Annotated in this window: 14 protein-coding genes and 1 tRNA gene; 6 read left to right on the forward strand and 9 right to left on the reverse strand. The window is 63.1% G+C overall.

From position 1 onward, the window contains the following. Positions 1 to 466: 466 nt before the first annotated feature. From BWR02_RS19275 to rsmI, 3 genes are all read right to left on the reverse strand, one after another. Complete coding sequence (locus BWR02_RS19275) at positions 467 to 1,015, reverse strand: HIT family protein (RefSeq protein WP_328591536.1); 549 nt, start codon at positions 1,013 to 1,015, stop codon at positions 467 to 469. A gap of 151 nt (positions 1,016 to 1,166) precedes the next feature. After that, positions 1,167 to 1,243, reverse strand: a tRNA-Arg gene (locus tag BWR02_RS19280). Between the two features lie 116 nt (positions 1,244 to 1,359). Beyond that, positions 1,360 to 2,253 carry a 16S rRNA (cytidine(1402)-2'-O)-methyltransferase gene (rsmI, locus tag BWR02_RS19285; protein WP_139559539.1) on the reverse strand — a complete coding sequence of 298 codons (894 nt, stop codon included), beginning with the start codon at positions 2,251 to 2,253 and terminating at the stop codon, positions 1,360 to 1,362. Between rsmI and BWR02_RS19290 the strand changes: the two genes are divergently transcribed. The 4 genes from BWR02_RS19290 (at position 2,252) to BWR02_RS19305 (ending at position 6,368) form a co-directional block, all read left to right on the forward strand. Further along, positions 2,252 to 4,174, forward strand: coding sequence for a penicillin-binding protein activator (locus BWR02_RS19290; RefSeq protein WP_139559540.1), 1,923 nt, complete (start codon positions 2,252 to 2,254; stop codon positions 4,172 to 4,174). The genes rsmI and BWR02_RS19290 overlap by 2 nt on opposite strands. Continuing rightward, complete coding sequence (locus BWR02_RS19295; protein WP_236102446.1) at positions 4,171 to 4,560, forward strand: YraN family protein; 390 nt, start codon at positions 4,171 to 4,173, stop codon at positions 4,558 to 4,560. Before BWR02_RS19290 ends, BWR02_RS19295 begins: the two co-directional genes overlap by 4 nt. A 3-nt stretch (positions 4,561 to 4,563) precedes the next feature. Continuing rightward, positions 4,564 to 5,151 (forward strand): D-sedoheptulose-7-phosphate isomerase, encoded by a 588-nt coding sequence (locus BWR02_RS19300; protein WP_139559542.1) that lies wholly within the window; start codon positions 4,564 to 4,566, stop codon positions 5,149 to 5,151. 197 nt (positions 5,152 to 5,348) lie between these two features. Then, the gene (locus BWR02_RS19305) at positions 5,349 to 6,368 is read left to right on the forward strand and encodes a threonine aldolase family protein (protein ID WP_139559543.1); all 1,020 of its coding nucleotides are present in this window, start codon (positions 5,349 to 5,351) and stop codon (positions 6,366 to 6,368) included. Between the two features lie 335 nt (positions 6,369 to 6,703). Here the strand turns inward: BWR02_RS19305 and BWR02_RS19310 are convergent, their stop codons facing one another. The 3 genes from BWR02_RS19310 to BWR02_RS19320 form a co-directional block, all read right to left on the reverse strand. Next, the gene (locus BWR02_RS19310; protein ID WP_139559544.1) at positions 6,704 to 7,150 is read right to left on the reverse strand and encodes a hypothetical protein; all 447 of its coding nucleotides are present in this window, start codon (positions 7,148 to 7,150) and stop codon (positions 6,704 to 6,706) included. Positions 7,151 to 8,012: 862 nt separating this feature from the next. Further along, complete coding sequence (locus BWR02_RS19315; RefSeq protein ID WP_162560245.1) at positions 8,013 to 9,065, reverse strand: SEL1-like repeat protein; 1,053 nt, start codon at positions 9,063 to 9,065, stop codon at positions 8,013 to 8,015. Between the two features lie 296 nt (positions 9,066 to 9,361). Further along, the gene (locus tag BWR02_RS19320; protein WP_139559546.1) at positions 9,362 to 10,357 is read right to left on the reverse strand and encodes a sigma-70 family RNA polymerase sigma factor; all 996 of its coding nucleotides are present in this window, start codon (positions 10,355 to 10,357) and stop codon (positions 9,362 to 9,364) included. Between the two features lie 390 nt (positions 10,358 to 10,747). On the opposite strand from BWR02_RS19320, the gene BWR02_RS19325 reads away from it, so the two are divergent. Further along, entirely contained in the window at positions 10,748 to 11,302 is a 555-nt protein-coding gene (locus tag BWR02_RS19325) for an OmpA/MotB family protein (RefSeq protein ID WP_139559547.1), read from the forward strand. Between the two features lie 162 nt (positions 11,303 to 11,464). Here BWR02_RS19325 and BWR02_RS19330 read toward each other — a convergent pair whose 3' ends face one another. From BWR02_RS19330 to BWR02_RS19340, 3 genes are all read right to left on the reverse strand, one after another. Continuing rightward, the gene (locus BWR02_RS19330; protein ID WP_162560246.1) at positions 11,465 to 12,250 is read right to left on the reverse strand and encodes an HvfC family RiPP maturation protein; all 786 of its coding nucleotides are present in this window, start codon (positions 12,248 to 12,250) and stop codon (positions 11,465 to 11,467) included. Continuing rightward, positions 12,243 to 13,079, reverse strand: a complete 837-nt coding sequence (locus tag BWR02_RS19335) for an HvfB family MNIO-type RiPP peptide maturase (protein ID WP_139559586.1) — start codon at positions 13,077 to 13,079, stop codon at positions 12,243 to 12,245. The genes BWR02_RS19330 and BWR02_RS19335 overlap by 8 nt, the downstream gene beginning before the upstream one ends. A 67-nt stretch (positions 13,080 to 13,146) precedes the next feature. Next, positions 13,147 to 13,350 carry a hypothetical protein gene (locus BWR02_RS19340; protein WP_139559549.1) on the reverse strand — a complete coding sequence of 68 codons (204 nt, stop codon included), beginning with the start codon at positions 13,348 to 13,350 and terminating at the stop codon, positions 13,147 to 13,149. 301 nt (positions 13,351 to 13,651) lie between these two features. Here BWR02_RS19340 and BWR02_RS19345 point away from each other — a divergent pair, with 301 nt between their 5' ends. Continuing rightward, the gene (locus BWR02_RS19345) at positions 13,652 to 14,938 is read left to right on the forward strand and encodes a sulfite exporter TauE/SafE family protein (RefSeq protein ID WP_236102448.1); all 1,287 of its coding nucleotides are present in this window, start codon (positions 13,652 to 13,654) and stop codon (positions 14,936 to 14,938) included. Positions 14,939 to 14,992 lie beyond the last annotated feature (54 nt).

The raw sequence follows: 14,992 nt of genomic DNA on the forward strand, positions 1-14,992 counted from the left end.
GGCGAATCCGGGCGGAAATCGCCCTCTCAAACGCGGAATTTGCGTCACTAAAGTCCATTTTCGACGCCTGATTCTCCGCGGGATGCGTCCTTGCGCGTCAACTCGGAATTGTTCAGAGGTTCCTTAGTAATTGCGTTGATCGTGGCGGGCGTGGGATCCGTACCATCGATCGTAAGCAATCTCCAAAAGGGCTCGGTATGCAGGTGCCCAAAAGGGAAAGCGATGCTCGACGTTTGAAGGTCTGGCACTGCCACACGCCAATAGGCCGTGAACAATTCATTCAGTTCGTATAGATCACCCCGTATGTCGATCACTCTGGACGTGACGACCCCGCGCGCGACGAGGTCCATCACGGCGAGGATGAACAACGGCTTGTGAGGCGCTTTACGACGTGTATCTTCCGTCCACTTGGCTCCGGGAGAACGCCGCAGTCTTGCAAACATGTTCCGGAGGTCTGGAAGTGAAGTCACTTCTCGGCCCAATAGTCGGCTTTCTCCGGAATGACCCAGCGGACACCACCGCGCGGGTCGTGCTGGTCGCCACGATATCTTGGAATCAGGTGAATGTGCAGGTGCGGGATAGTCTGCCCCGCAGGCGTTCCGTCGTTGATCCCCACGTTGTAACCATCAGGGCGGTAGTGTTCGTCCAGATGGGCCTGCGCGCGCCAAAGCAATGAGAGCAGACTCATTCGCTCTTCCTCGCTTGATTCAAAGAACGACCCAAGGTGCCGGCGAGTCAGTATAAGCATGTGGCCGGGCGACACGGGAAAACCGTCCGCAATGGCCAGGGCAAGCTCGTTTTCGAAGACCACCCGATCAGCTTTTAACGCACAGAATGGACAGTGTCGACCGTCCTCCAACATCATTGTCCTGAAATCCTCGCCGTACGATAGGAAATTGGAACCTATATCCCGCGCCTGAAATCTATCACAGAGATCGGCGGTATTCCCTCCTTCCCCGCATGTCGGGTTATAACGGGTCGCCCACTCCTTGGAGTAGAGGATCTGCTGGGGCATTCCTCGATCAAACAGACCGAGGGATACGTCCACCTCGCAACGGAGAATTTGCGGGCCGTGATCGAGGCAATATGAGCGCTTAAGAGAGATCCTGAAATGCAGATGTCATGGGTGACGCCCAGATCCGCACTCGGTGAACGAATTTGGAATTTGGCGCCCCGGATACGATTCGAACGTACGACCTTCCCCTTAGGAGGGGGACGCTCTATCCAACTGAGCTACCGGGGCACGGGAGATTGCGGGCAGTTGCCGAAGCTCGGTTCGTGCGGGTTTGCACTGCTGTCGGCGAGGCAAGTCTACCATCGCCCTGCTGCCTGCGCACCCGCCGCACTCTCGCGCTGGGCTCACACCTCCGAATCACGGAGCGAGTTCAGTTCCAGCGCCCTGCGGTAGAAGGCATCGCGCGGGACACCGGTGATCTTCGCAGCCAGGGCGCTCGCCGTTTTCACCGAGCATTCGTCCAGTAACACCCGCAGAATCCGCTCCTGTTCGGCATCGAGCCCGTCCCGCTGCTCGGTCGTCGTCGCTCCTTCGAGCAGCAGCACGAATTCGCCCTTGAGCATATTCGGGTCAGCGAAAACCGTATCGGCCTCCCCCAAGGGGATCGACACGATGGTCTCATGCAGCTTGGTCAGTTCCCGGGCGATCACGAGCGCGCGCTCGGGCTCGAACACGGCTTGCATGTCCGCGACGGTCTCGCGTACCCGATGGCTGGATTCATAAAAGGCGAGTGTGCGAGGATCATCGCGCAATGCCTCGAAGCGTTTGCGGCGTGCGCTGGAGGTGCGCGGCGGAAAACCCTCGTAGGCGAAACGGTCGGTCGGCAGGCCGGAGACCGAAAGCGCCGCAATGAAGGCGCAGGGACCGGGCACGGGCACGATGGGAATTCCGCGGTGTCGCGCCGCGCGCACCAGCGGTAAACCGGGGTCGTTGATCAGTGGAGTGCCCGCATCGGACACGACGGCAATGGAGGTACCGGCTTCAAGCCGCAGAACCAGTTGGTCCGTGGCGCGGGTTTCGTTGTGTTCGTGCAGCGACACCGTCGGCGTCGCGATCCCGTGGTGCGTTAGCAACACGCGCGTCCGGCGCGTGTCCTCGGCAGCAATCAGTTGGACCCGGCGCAAGGTCTCGACTGCCCGAAAGCTGAAATCCTCCAGATTGCCGATCGGCGTCGCCACTAGGTATAGTACGCCAATCTTTTGATTCTTCGTCGTTACCGGACTCTCGTCGTCGTTCATGTTGCTCCATTCACCACTTCCGTCGCGCCTTCTGCTGCTGGTTTTCGTGCTGAGCAGCACCCTCGCCGGATGCGCGCGCTTCCAGGAACGAAAGGCGACCGAGGACCCCTGGGTTCAATACGCCGAATCGCGCTTTTCCGCCGGAGACTACGCCGGCGCCGCCGAGATCTTCGAGAGCATGGCGGGGAAATCCAGCGCACCGGACCACTATCGGCTACGCGCCGCCGATGCGCATCTGCGCGCCGGGGAGAATGCCGCGGCGCAGGCGCTCATCACCAGCATCAATGCCAACCAGTTGGATGACGTCGATCAGGTTGACTTCCATCTGCTGGCCGCGCGACTGAATCTGAATGCCGGCCGGGCAACGCAGGCGATGGGCGAGTTGAACCGGATCGCCAAAACACCGCGCACCAAGGCTCAGGAGGTGCATTATCACTTACTGCGTGCGTCGGCGAACAACCAACTGGGTGACATGCTCGGCAGCGCGCGGGAACGCGTGGCCGTGGGACCGATGCTGACGACCGCCGACGCGACCCAAAACAACAATGAAGCCATCTACGATGCGCTGAGCCGCCTGCCCGACAGCGTGCTGCAGAACCAGAGTCCGCCCGCACCCGACCGGCTCGGCGGCTGGATGCAATTGACCCACATCCTTCGCACCAGTCCCGCGGCCGAGTTGGGCGCCGATCTGGGCGCCTGGCGAAACCGCTACCCGCGCCATCCGGCCGATGGCCCGTTCCTCGACCGGGTACTGGAAGAAAGCGGCCGGCACGTCCAGATTCAGGCGGCCCCTTCGGTACGCGCCGAGGCGCCGTCGACGGCGACGGAAACCGCGAGCGCGCCCCGCAAAGCGGCGAGCCCGTTCATTGGCGTCATGATTCCACTGAGCGGACCCTTTGCACCTGCCGGGGAAGCCATTCGCAGCGGGATGCTGGCCAGCTTCTACGCGGACGGCTCGCCCACGAAACTGCCTTTGAAATTTGCCGACAGCGAGTCCTCCGGCGTCGAGCAACTCTATCGCAGCCTGACGTCGCAGGGCGCCGCCGTCGGCGTCGGTCCGCTGATCAAGGAAGAGGTCGGCAAGCTGATCCGGGTTCCCGACCGCACTGTGCCGGTGCTGGCGCTGAATCAGGTCCAGGACGCGACGGCCGAGTCCGTGGTGCAATTCGGTTTGAGCCCGGAGCAGGAGGTCGAGCAGGCCGCCGGCGCAGCCTGGTTCGACGGGCGCCAGCGCGCCGTGCTCCTGGCTCCTGCGTCAGCCTTCGGCGAGCGCCTGTCCTCGCATTTTGCCCGCTATTGGCGAAGCCTGGGCGGCAAGCTGGTCGCGACCAAGACCTACAGTCCCAACGCTGGCGACTACTCCACGACCGCAGCCCAAGTCGCTCTGGCGGTGGGGGTGAGCCCCAATCCCGTAGACTCGGTCAGCGGCGAGGCGCTGAAGGCCGACTTCATCTTCCTTATCGCCAACCCGCACGACGCCCGACTGATCAAGCCCCAGATCGACGCGCAGCGCCTGTCCGGCTTCCCGGTCTACGCCACCTCCCATGTCTTCAGCGGACGGCCGGACGGACAGCAGGACCGCGACCTCGATGGCATCTACTTCTGCGACATCCCGTGGCTGCTTCACTCCTACGATAACGGACCGTTATCGTCCTCGGCACTGGCACCCGAAATCGCCAAGACCTCGCCGGAATTCGTGAAGCTGATCGCACTCGGCATCGACGCGTACCGCATGGCGAAGATGATCCCGACGATGACCCCGACCGACTCGCATCTGTTCGACGGCGCCACCGGCCTGCTGACCCTGCAGAGCGGGAACTGGGTCCAGCGGCAAATGGAATGCGCGCAATTCGAGGGCGGGATGCCACAGGCCCGCGGCCTCGCGCCAATACTGAGACCCACCGCATCGAGCACGCCTTGACACCTCGAGCGCCAACCGGCGAACTCGCGCCCCATCTGCGAACGGGACAGCGGGCGGAGGAGCAGGCCAGGGACTTCCTGGAACGGCAGGGCTTGCGCTTCCTGGAACGCAACTTTCGGGCACGCGTCGGGGAAATCGACTTGATCATGGATGACGGCGGCACACGTGTCTTCGTGGAGGTTCGCTTCCGACGCAACCGGCGCTACGGCGGCGCGCTGGAAAGCGTGGACCGGAAAAAGCGGGCACGACTGCTCGCCACGGCACAGTGGTACCTCGGCTCGCACCGCACCACCGGACCCGCCCGTTTCGATGTCGTCGCGGTGGAGCCGGGCCCGAATGGGGACACCTGTTTCGTTTGGATCAAGAACGCGCTGGAGGATGGCTGACGGGTGAGTATTCACGAACGAATCGCAAGCCACATCGCTGAAAGCGTCGCGACGCTGGAGTCGGTCGCCGAGCAACTGAGCGAATGCATCGAGGCGGCGGCGGTAACGATCACCGACTGTTTATTGAGCGACGGAAAGGTCCTCTGCTGCGGCAATGCCGGTTCCGCGGCACACTCTCAGCACTTTGCGAGCCTGATGCTCAACGGTTTCGAACAGGAGCGACCGGGACTCCCGGCGATTGCGTTGAGCTCCGACACCTCGACGTTGACCGCCATCGCTCAGGACCATCGCTTCGAGGAAGTATTCGCCAAGCAGATCAGGGCACTCGGGCATGCCGGCGATGTGCTGATGCTGTTCACGATCTGCGGTTCGTCGCCGAACATCCTCGCCGCCGCCAACGCGGCACACGACCGCGACATGCGGGTCATTGCCCTGACCGGTCGTGACGGGGGCGCCCTATCGCCGCTGCTGGCCAGTACGGACGTCGAGGTCCGCATCCCATCCGATGCGGCAGCGCGCGTACAGGAAGCCCACCTGCTCATCACCCACTGCCTCTGCGACCTGATCGACCACCGACTCTTCGGGCACTAGCTCGCGGCGGCGACTGTGCCAACGGGGGGGAACACTCCGTCGTCGGGACGGGGGATGGCGCAGGTGCGACGGATCGTCCAAAATCGGGCGTACCGGCTCCGGAAAGGTCATCCTTCCGACACCGGCCATCCCACTGAACCCGCGCCCAGACGCCACTCCCGGGCGCGCGCCACCACGCCATTAGCCAGCCCAACGACATGATCGACTTGCGCAGCGATACCGTGACCCGCCCTACACCCGCCATGCGCAAAGCGATGTACGAGGCGGAAGTCGGGGACTCGGTCTATGGCGAGGATCCGACGGTACGAGCGCTCGAAGAGCGGACGGCGGAGATCCTCGGCAAGGAGGCAGCGTTGTTCATGCCCTCGGGGACGATGTCGAATCAGGTCGCGGTGCGTTGCCAGACCGAGCCCGGCGACGAAATCATCATGGATTACAAGACCCATGTGCACTACTACGAAGTCGGCGCCGCAGCCGCGCTGTCCGGGGTTTCGTGCCGGATGATCCACGGCAAACGCGGCATATTCAGTGCCGCGGCGCTCGAATCGGCCATTCGTCCGCTCAACATCCACTACCCGGTCGCCAAGCTCGTCTGCATCGAGAACACCCATAACAAGGGTGGCGGCGCCATCTGGCCTCTCACGACGATCACGGCCGTGGAACGACTTGCCCGAAAACATCGACTGCGCATGCACATGGATGGCGCCCGGTTATGGCATGCGGCCGTCGCGAGCGGCCACCCCGAGCGAGACTACGCGAACCATTTCGACACCGTGAGCGTGTGCTTTTCCAAGGGTTTGGGCGCACCGATAGGCTCGGCGCTGGCCGGCGACCAGGACACGATGCTCCGCGCGGAGCGATTCCGAAAACAGTTCGGAGGCGGCATGCGCCAAGCCGGCATCGTCGCAGCCGGAGCGCTCTACGCGCTGGAGCATCAGCGCGAGCGTCTGGCTGAGGATCACGCCAATGCCCGAGCACTGGCCGAAGGACTGGCGTCACTGCCCGGAATCGAACTCGACCCGCATCTGGTGGAAACAAATGTCGTGAACTTCCGGGTGTTGCACCGACCCGCGCCACAACTCTACGAAGACCTGAAGCGCCAAGGCATCCTAGTGTTTGCGACGTCGCAGGATACGATACGCGCCGTGACGCACTGCGATGTCAGTCGGCACGATATCGAGACGGTGTTGAGCGTGCTGGCGAGGTCGGTTACCTAATCCCGCAAGGTGCGGCGCCTTGCTCCCCTGAAGGGGCCGGTTTCCGGCGCACGGCGCTGGGCCGCTCCGCGCCTGCCGTCGAGCGGTTTGACACTCACCGCCAATGACTTTGTTTGCCGCATAAAAAAGTCCCGTCGAGGAGGAGGTGAAACTCGACGGGACTTCAGGGGCGCACCGCACCAAGGGGGCGGTGGCAACCAAACTGTGACTGGAGACTAGAATACCACCACAGCCTTTAAGGTCAATTAAACGGCGTGTCTACCCACGATAAATGATCGAACACGTTGACGCCATACCCCATTCGCGCGTCCGCGTAATTCGACATCGGGCCTGATCTAGGCGCGATACTTGGGCAAATCCTTGAACTGCATCAACGCGGCCTTGACTTTGGCGGTATTGGGCTCAACCAAGTCGGTGTTGCCGTAGACCTTGTCCAGCAGGCCCTCTTCCACCATCGCCTGTTTGATCCATCGCTTGGCGAAGCGGTAGTTGTTGGGCACCGGGGCCGTCTCTCCCGTCAACGGATTTCGTAGCAATGGGGACTGCGCGGGGCGTTCCGGAGAGGCCTCGGTCGGGACCACGTCCGTCAGGGCTTCCGGCTTCTCAGGCGCCGCCGGGTCGGGGACGACCGCAGGTTTCCGCATGGCCTGCCGCTGCAACTTTTCGTCGCGCGCGCGGGCCGCATCCACGGACAAGCACCCGCTGCTTGGCGGGTCGGTGTAAATCGCGTAACCGACCAGACCGATCAGCGCCATCGTCACCACGGCAATCAATATTTCCATCACTACCCCCTGCGCGAGAGATGAACTCCGAGTGGCTACCCCGGGGCGGGCGAGCAGCGCCCGCCCCCTTCCCGTTCCGGCGCCACTATACCTGCATGTCACCGGACAGATACAGATGCAATTCCATGGGGACCGGAACTGCACAAGCGGCGCCCGGCCGATTCAACCCTGCGGTTGCCTTGGCGGCGAGTCTGCAAAATCGTTGCGGGAAGGCGCTTGCGCTGCAAGCGCAGCGGTACTAGACTCACAACAAAGTGTTGCGGATGCCCGCATTCCGCAACTACGAGTCGTCGGGCGTACAACAAAGAGGATACGTCATGGACTCCCAGATCCGCCGTCTGATCGCCTCTCACGGAGGCTACGCCTACGAAATCGCGGGGCGCGTCGTCGCATTCTTCGACGACTCGCGGGGAAGCAGTGCATTCTGTGCGCTGTTGGCTCACCGCTCAAACATCACCGTCGAACGCTGTGGATGTCAGTTGTCGTTCCCGCTCTCCGCACGGCTCGCCGGCAACAGCAGTCAGATCTTGGAGTACCCGCCGGCTTCGCAGGTGGAACCCGACCCAAGTCCTCGCCGACGGACAGTGTGGTCCCTCTTCCGCAGAGGGCCGGCGCGTCGTCCGCCCAGCCAGGAACTGCCGACCGAAGGCATGGCGTACGGACAATTGAACGAACCGCACTTCACAGGCGCGCAGCTCTCAGGCTCCCCCAAACGCCCCTAGAAAAAAGGCTCGCGGCGAACACCCAACGGGCTGGCGACATCCCGGGGCAAGGGCGCCCTCAGCCGGTCCGGAACGTGCTGGCCGCCCGGCCAGCCCTGCCGGACGACGCTCTCGGCGACAGTCGCGCCCCACGCCCAGACCTAGTCTTGAGACAAGCCGGCGGCCATTCCCCATTCCTCGATGCGTTGCCGGGCGGCGTCCACCTCGGCAGCGCTCATGCGCGCCAACAGGGACTGTCGGGCGCGTATGGCCGGCTCATAACCCTGGGTGGCGGCCAAGCCGGCCCACATCAGGGCTGAAACGTAGTCGCGGGGCACTCCCCGCCCTTCCTCGTACAGGACACTCAGCCGGTACTGCGCTTCGACATTGCCCTGTGCTGCCGACTTTTCCAGCCACCAGGCAGCATCGCCATCGCTGCGGACCACACCTTGCCCCAGCGAATACATGAGCCCGAGGCTGAACTGTGCCTCCGCGTCACCCTGTTCGGCCGCGCGCCGATACCACAGGGCCGCCTCCGCGAAGTCCCTGGAGACGCCGAGCCCTTCACCGTATAGCCCGGCCAGATTGGTCTGACCCCAGGCGTCCCCCTGCTCGGCGGCCTGCCGGAACCAACGGGCGGCTTCCGTAAAGCTCTGTTCGACGCCGATGCCCTTGCGATACATGACGCCAAGATTGTTTTGGGCCAGCGCCTCACCCTGTTCGGCCGCCCGCCGGTACCACAAGGCGGCTTGCGTGAAATCCTGAGGGACGCCGTTGCCTTCGTAGTACATGCCGCCCAGGTTGAACTGCGCGGAAGGAATACCCTGTTCGGCAGCCCGGCGATACCACGCGGCCGCTTCCGCGTAGTCCGGGGCCACGCCCACCCCGTCATCGTAGAGCAGGCCGAGCTGGTATTGCGCCCGCGCCAAACCCTGTTCGGCCGCCTTGCGGTACCAGACCGCGGCCTGCTCCGTATCCTGCGGCACCCCTTTCCCGTTCTCGAAGAGCGAACCCAGGCTGTACTGAGCCTGGGCATACCCTCTCTCCGCGGCGTAGCGGTACCAGTTCGCGGCCGCCGCATCATCCTGCCGGGTTGCCTCCCCCGTTTCGTATAGGTGGGCAAGGCGAAACGCCGCTTCTGAATCGCCGCGTTTGGCAGCCTCGAGCAGACGCTTGAAGCGAAGCCTGGCCTCACTGTCTTGTGTCCCGTGCACTCCGGCTCCGCGGGCGGGAACGGCGCCGCATGGCGGACACCAGGCTGCAGCAGAAAGTCCGGTCGCCAGCATCAGCACCACGATCGGGCTGGTAATCCGCGATGTGGCGGCAGACCGACGCTGCGGTAAACAAAGGGGAGATTTATGGAGCCTTGGCTCGACAGCCATAGTGGACGAGGGACGATCGGTTCGGGAAAGATGCAATTATGCAGCAAAAGACAGGCCAGCGCCTCGATGTTGCAACAGGCACCGCGCAGAGGCTGACCGCAAGACCCCGGGCGAGGCATTGCATGGCCTCAGTGGAACAGATTTTCGGCATTGAATCCCTGATTCTCGATCAGTGTGCGCAGCTCTTTCAGGGTCTTGATCTGAACCTGCCGAACACCCTCCACAGTCAGTCCCACCGCCTGTGCGACCTCCTCCAGCGTTTCCGGCTCACCGCCGTGGAGGCCATAGCGGCGGCGAAGGATCTCCCGCTCTCGCGGCGGCAGGCAGTCCAGCCATTCGTCCAGTTTTCCTGCCACGCTCTCCTGCTGCAAGCGGTCAAGCAGCGGCGGTTGCCCCGTATCGCCGATCTCATCGATCAAGACCAGGTCCGAACTGCCCAGTACGGGACCGTCGAGCGACGCGATCCTTTCATTGAGGTTCAACACACGTTCCACCTCCGCGATCGGCTTGCCCAGGAACCGCGCCACGTCCCTCGGTCGGGGCGGACCATCCATGCGGGCCGCCAGATGCCGGAAGGCCCGCAAGCAAACATTCAGTTCCTTGATGACATCGACCGGGAGACGGATCGTGCGGGTCTGCCGCATGATCGCGCGCTCGATATCCTGCCGGATCCACCAGGTGGCATAGGTGGAGAACCGGAAACCCCGGTCGGCGTCGAATTTGCTGACCGCGTGCATCAGCCCCAGGTTGCCCTCTTCGATTAGATCCAGCAGGGGCAGACCGCGGTTGAGATAACGGTGGGATATCTTGACGACAAGGCGCAAATTGCCTTCGACCATGATACGGAATGCCGCGGCGTCACCTTGCCGGGCCAGCCGGCCAAAATGCCGCTCCTGAGCCGCAGTCAACAGCCTTGATTTCGCCAGTTCCTGGAGATACATGCGGGTGGTGTCGTACCGCTCCCCCTTGCGTCCAGTCGGCGCGTCGTAAGTCCCATCCGTTGCCGCATCGTCGGCTGGCGCCAGTGGATCCACAAAGCCCGAGCCCAGATCGTCATCGGGACTGGATTCCAGATCGCCCCCCTGGAAGTAACGGGTTGGATTGCCCGGATCGTGCCTGGCCATCGGACCACCTCAACGTGAAATGCCATCGCGGGAACCACGCCTGTGGGGCGTGGCCTGCGGATCGCATGGATCGGAAGCACGGCCGCCGGCGATCCGCGGCGGCGTTACTCGCCTGAGTGAAGAAAACCACCGCCCAAGACGGGTTTCCGGTGGTAACTGAAGCATAGGCGCGGCGATTCAGTGTCGCTCCGCACAACAGCTGGGTGAACGGGACATCCCAGGCTCCGGGAAGTCCGCGCACCGTGCTGCCGGAAACGCAAAGTCCCCTCACGAATGGCAAGCGTCGCAACATTCCACTGGACGAGCCGACCTCTCTGCGTTATCAATCTTCTATCGTCAGGCCTATGCCGGCGAATCAAGCTGATGCCACGACCCAACAAGGACCAAGTCATGACAAGACGAATCACCCCTCTTCTCGCTGCTGCTGCCGTCGCGCTTTCCGGCTGCGTGACGCAAGCCACCTACAACAAAGAGGTCGGCATGTACGACACGGAGCGGCAACTGAACGCCCAGCTGGAAACGGAAATCCAGGCCGACCAGGTGAAGATTCAGCGCCTGCAGGACCGCCTCAAGGTCACGGTCGAGGACGAGATCCTATTCCCCGAGGGCGGCTGGCAGCTGAATTCGAGAGGCAAGGCAACGCTCGACAAGATGGTGCCGGCGTTGAAGGATATGAAAGATCATCGGATCGAAGTCGAAGGCTACACGGACAACGTCCCGATCGGAGGCCATCTGCGACACCGCTTTCCGACCAACTGGGAACTGTCCGCAGCCCGTGCCGCCGAGGTGGCGAAATACCTCCAGAAGCAGGGCATAGACCCGGGTCTGTTGACCGCTGCGGGGCACGGCGAGTATCAGCCGGTGGAATCGAACGACACCGCAGCGGGTAGGCAGGCGAATCGCCGCATCGAGGTCGATCTGGTACCCGTCTACCAGCAGCAATAGAGCGGTCCTACCTCACTCGACCCAGCGGGTTCTCGGCGACGCGCCATGTGCGCTCGCCGGGGACGCGACACCACCGACCGGAATACGCGGAAGCTTCGCGCCCCGATAACCGCTGCGATCGCGGTCACCGTTGCAGGTGCCGTCCGGACCAGGGCGGGACGTCTATCGTCCTGTTGCGCGGGCGGCCGCTGCCATCCCGATCACACCGCGTACGGCAAGCTTTCGCAACAGACCCGACCCGTAATCGAGTACCTCACGCGCGTCGGAATAGCCCAGTTCGACGGCCAGTTGCTCCAGATAGACAGTCGCAGGGAGACCCGGCTCGGTGTCGATGGCTTGCAACAAACGATAGGTCGCGGAATTGATTTCCAGGAAGCGCACCAGATCCTCGCGACTGCGATAAACCGTCAGGAAGGTCGGCTCGGGCGGCGCACAGACCGGCTGATGGTCCCTGCCAATCCGGTGCACCGGGAACTCGTATACGAGCGGCCAAGCGACCGGAGACAGGACGATCCGGCATCCCAAGGCATCGGCCATCAGCTCGGCGTGCTCCTCGGGCGGTTCTTCACCGGCTACCGACAAGGCCAGTTCAACCCATTCGTAATGCGCCAGTTCCAGCAGGAATGGGGGATCCCCGGGCTGCATGCCGCGCACGCCCTGCAGGAACGCCAGAAACTCGGCCGGAATACCCGAGAAATAGGGCGTGGTGCTCCGATGGCGCCGGACGAAATCCCGGACCAACGATTCCCAGTCTTGCGACGGCAAAAGCTCATGCAACACCGGAAAACCCGCCGCGATGAAACTCTCGAGATTGTGGAAAATCAGTTCCCGGTACAGCGACAGCCGTTCGGCGGGAACCCCGTCCGGCAGCCCCGTTTCCGCGGCACCTCGGACGGCGGCGGCGAACGCGTATTGCAGCCGCTGAAAAGCCGGAAGTTCCTCAGGCATCGCAAGCCACGCGCGCATGCCGGACCTGGATCGAGCGGATGGTGTCCACCTCGCCGAGCAGTTCGCTCAGAAGCGGCAGATTGAAGTCGCGTTCGAGCAACGTAGGAAACACGCCGAACCGACCATACGCTTCATCGAGCAGTGCCCACACCGGATCGATGACCGGCGCGCCATGGGTGTCGACGAGCAGATCCGGCGCCTGCTGAAAGTGGCCGGCGACATGTGCGTACTCGATGCGGTCCGCCGGTATCGCTGCCAGAAAAGCAGCCGCATCATAGCCGTGATTGACGCTGTTGACGTAAATGTTGTTGACGTCCAGCAACAGGCCGCAGTCAGCCTCTTTCAGGACCGCATTCAGAAAATCGGACTCGTCCATTTCCTTACCGGGCGCGGTATAGTACGAGACGTTCTCGATCGCGATGCGCTGACCGAGTATGTCCTGCACACGGCGGATACGCTCGGCGACATGGACGACGGCTTCCTCGGTGAAAGGAATCGGCAGCAGGTCGTAGAGCAGCCCGTCGTCGCCACAATAGCTCAGGTGTTCGCTGTATCGCCGAATACCGTGCTGGCGAAGAAACCCTTTCAGCGCTTGCAGCAACTCCAGATCGAGCGGGGCCGGGCCGCCCAGGGACAATGAAAGCCCGTGTGCGACGAAGGGGTAGCGCTCGGTCAGGGCGCGGAATCCTTTGCCCAGAGAGCCACCCACTCCGATCCAGTTTTCCGGAGCGATTTCAAGGAAATCGACCGCGGGCGACAGCGCCGCCAGATCTGCCGCGAAGCTGCGACGCAACCCGAGGCCGGCGCCGCGAATGCCGGGCGGCACCATGCTGCTCGGACGAGCGTCAGCGCGCGCCCCCTCATCACCCGCGGCAGGTAGCTGCGCGACGGCGGGATTACGGGCCGCCAACACTGCCCGATGCCTCGTCAGCCGCATACAGATCCCGGAGCCGCTCCCGCGGCCCGCGCATGATTTCATCGGTCTGTTCAGCCGCCGACCGCGCCTTCTCGAGGATCGCATCGCGGTATCGGTAGATCAGGTAGCCGACAGCGATGCCGGTACCGAGAACGATCCAGGGATGTCTGCTGATTGGGAACATCGTAGCCGCCTGTTGACTGGGAACTCCGAAAATCCAGGGGGAGGTTGATCGCGTATCCGGGAAACCCGAAAGGACATTATGGTCTCCGGTACGAGCCGCCGCGGCGCCTTCCCGAGTGCCAAAGATACGATCCCGTGGCGAGCACGCGCAAGCGCGGTGAGCGATCCGGCTACAGCGCTGCCCGAGCCGAGTGGTGCGCACGCACGACAACCCAACCCGCCAGCGGACGCGCAGACCTGAATCGGCTGTGCGAAAATCGCGGCTTGACGCCTACAAGAGGCCCTGAAACACGTTTTTGACTATGTCCCCTACCCCATCCGACACCTCAGCCGGCGCTGTAAGGTCTCCTGCAGAACGTAGTTCGCGACCCGCTGCTTCGCAGCGTCAGAGCGCGCTCGGACCCCGCCTGGCATGGACCCTGATCGGCGCCCTGGGCGTCGGATTGATCGTCTATCTCGACGGTTACCTCGAACATGTCAAGGGTCTGCCGACACTGAGCCGAGACATGAGTTTTGGCCTCTTGTTCATCGTCGGCCTGTTCACCGGGTTTCATTGCGTCGGCATGTGTGGCGCACTGGTGCTGAGCTACACGGCGAAGCTGGCCAGCGGCGGACGCCCCTCTTACATGATTCATCTGCTGTACGGCGCCGGCAAGACGTTGTCGTATACCGCTATCGGTGCCGCCTTCGGCTTGCTGGGCTCCGTCGTCGCCTTCACGCCGCTGCTCCGCGGAGTGATTGGCATTGCCGCCGGGATTTTCCTGCTGCTGTTCGGGCTTGGCATGCTGAATGTACTGCCGGGACTCAAGGAATTCCGCTTCCGCACTCCTCCCTTCCTGCTGCGTTTCATCGGCACGCAATCCCGCAAATACGGACACCCCTTCATCATCGGCCTGCTGAATGGTCTGATGATCCTGTGCGGCCCGCTGCAAGCGATGTATATCATGGCCGCCGGCAGCGGCAGTGCCTCGCGCGGCGCGGGCATGCTGTTTTTCTTCGGGCTCGGGACCCTGCCGATGATGATGGGTTTCGGGATTTTCGCCGGCCTGATCTCACGGCAGATGACGCCGAAGCTGATCCGCGCCTCGGCCGTGATCGTCGTCGCCCTCGGTGCCGTCATGCTGAATCGCGGCCTGAAGATGACGGGCAGCGAACTGGACCTGGCGTCGCTGCACAACCGCACCCTGAGAACGATCGCGCTGGAATGGAATCACTGGCAGCAAAAGGCTCAGCTGGCCAACATCGAATTGCCGGCGCTGCCAGTGCCCGAGGAACTCGTCCGCGACTCGGGCATGTCAGCCATGGAGATCCATACCGTCCTGGATGCGGGCGCGGCAGCGCCGGACGAGTACCGGCTGCATCTCGGGATGCCGGTGCGCTGGATCATCGACGTGCAGGAACAAACCGCGGACAGCGCCCGTTTATTGATTCCCGAGTGGTCGTTGGACGTGGCCCTGCACCCGGGTCAGCAGACGCTCAACTTCACGCCGCAGCAACTCGGCATCGTGAACTGGACCAGTTCCGGAGGCGCTCCGGTGGCAAGGTTCCTGGTCGAAGATCCGAACACCAGCCTGATGCATGTGCACTGAGCTCCAATCCTCGGAGGCTAGCCTCCCCTCGTCACGCGGCAGATCCGGGAGCGC

Source organism: Methylotetracoccus oryzae, assembly GCF_006175985.1.
In the GTDB taxonomy this organism is placed as follows: Bacteria; Pseudomonadota; Gammaproteobacteria; order Methylococcales; family Methylococcaceae; genus Methylotetracoccus; species Methylotetracoccus oryzae.

Coding starts and splice junctions, on each gene's coding strand:
- rsmI (WP_139559539.1), bottom strand. CDS start 2,253: ATGAACGACGACGAGAGTCCGGTAACGACGAAGAATCAAAAGATTGGC.
- BWR02_RS19310 (WP_139559544.1), bottom strand. CDS start 7,150: ATGGAAATATTGATTGCCGTGGTGACGATGGCGCTGATCGGTCTGGTC.
- BWR02_RS19335 (WP_139559586.1), bottom strand. CDS start 13,079: ATGGTGCCGCCCGGCATTCGCGGCGCCGGCCTCGGGTTGCGTCGCAGC.
- BWR02_RS19305 (WP_139559543.1), top strand. CDS start 5,349: ATGATCGACTTGCGCAGCGATACCGTGACCCGCCCTACACCCGCCATG.
- BWR02_RS19275 (WP_328591536.1), bottom strand. CDS start 1,015: ATGCCCCAGCAGATCCTCTACTCCAAGGAGTGGGCGACCCGTTATAAC.
- BWR02_RS19340 (WP_139559549.1), bottom strand. CDS start 13,350: ATGTTCCCAATCAGCAGACATCCCTGGATCGTTCTCGGTACCGGCATC.
- BWR02_RS19290 (WP_139559540.1), top strand. CDS start 2,252: ATGTTGCTCCATTCACCACTTCCGTCGCGCCTTCTGCTGCTGGTTTTC.
- BWR02_RS19320 (WP_139559546.1), bottom strand. CDS start 10,357: ATGGCCAGGCACGATCCGGGCAATCCAACCCGTTACTTCCAGGGGGGC.
- BWR02_RS19325 (WP_139559547.1), top strand. CDS start 10,748: ATGACAAGACGAATCACCCCTCTTCTCGCTGCTGCTGCCGTCGCGCTT.
- BWR02_RS19330 (WP_162560246.1), bottom strand. CDS start 12,250: ATGCCTGAGGAACTTCCGGCTTTTCAGCGGCTGCAATACGCGTTCGCC.
- BWR02_RS19345 (WP_236102448.1), top strand. CDS start 13,652: ATGTCCCCTACCCCATCCGACACCTCAGCCGGCGCTGTAAGGTCTCCT.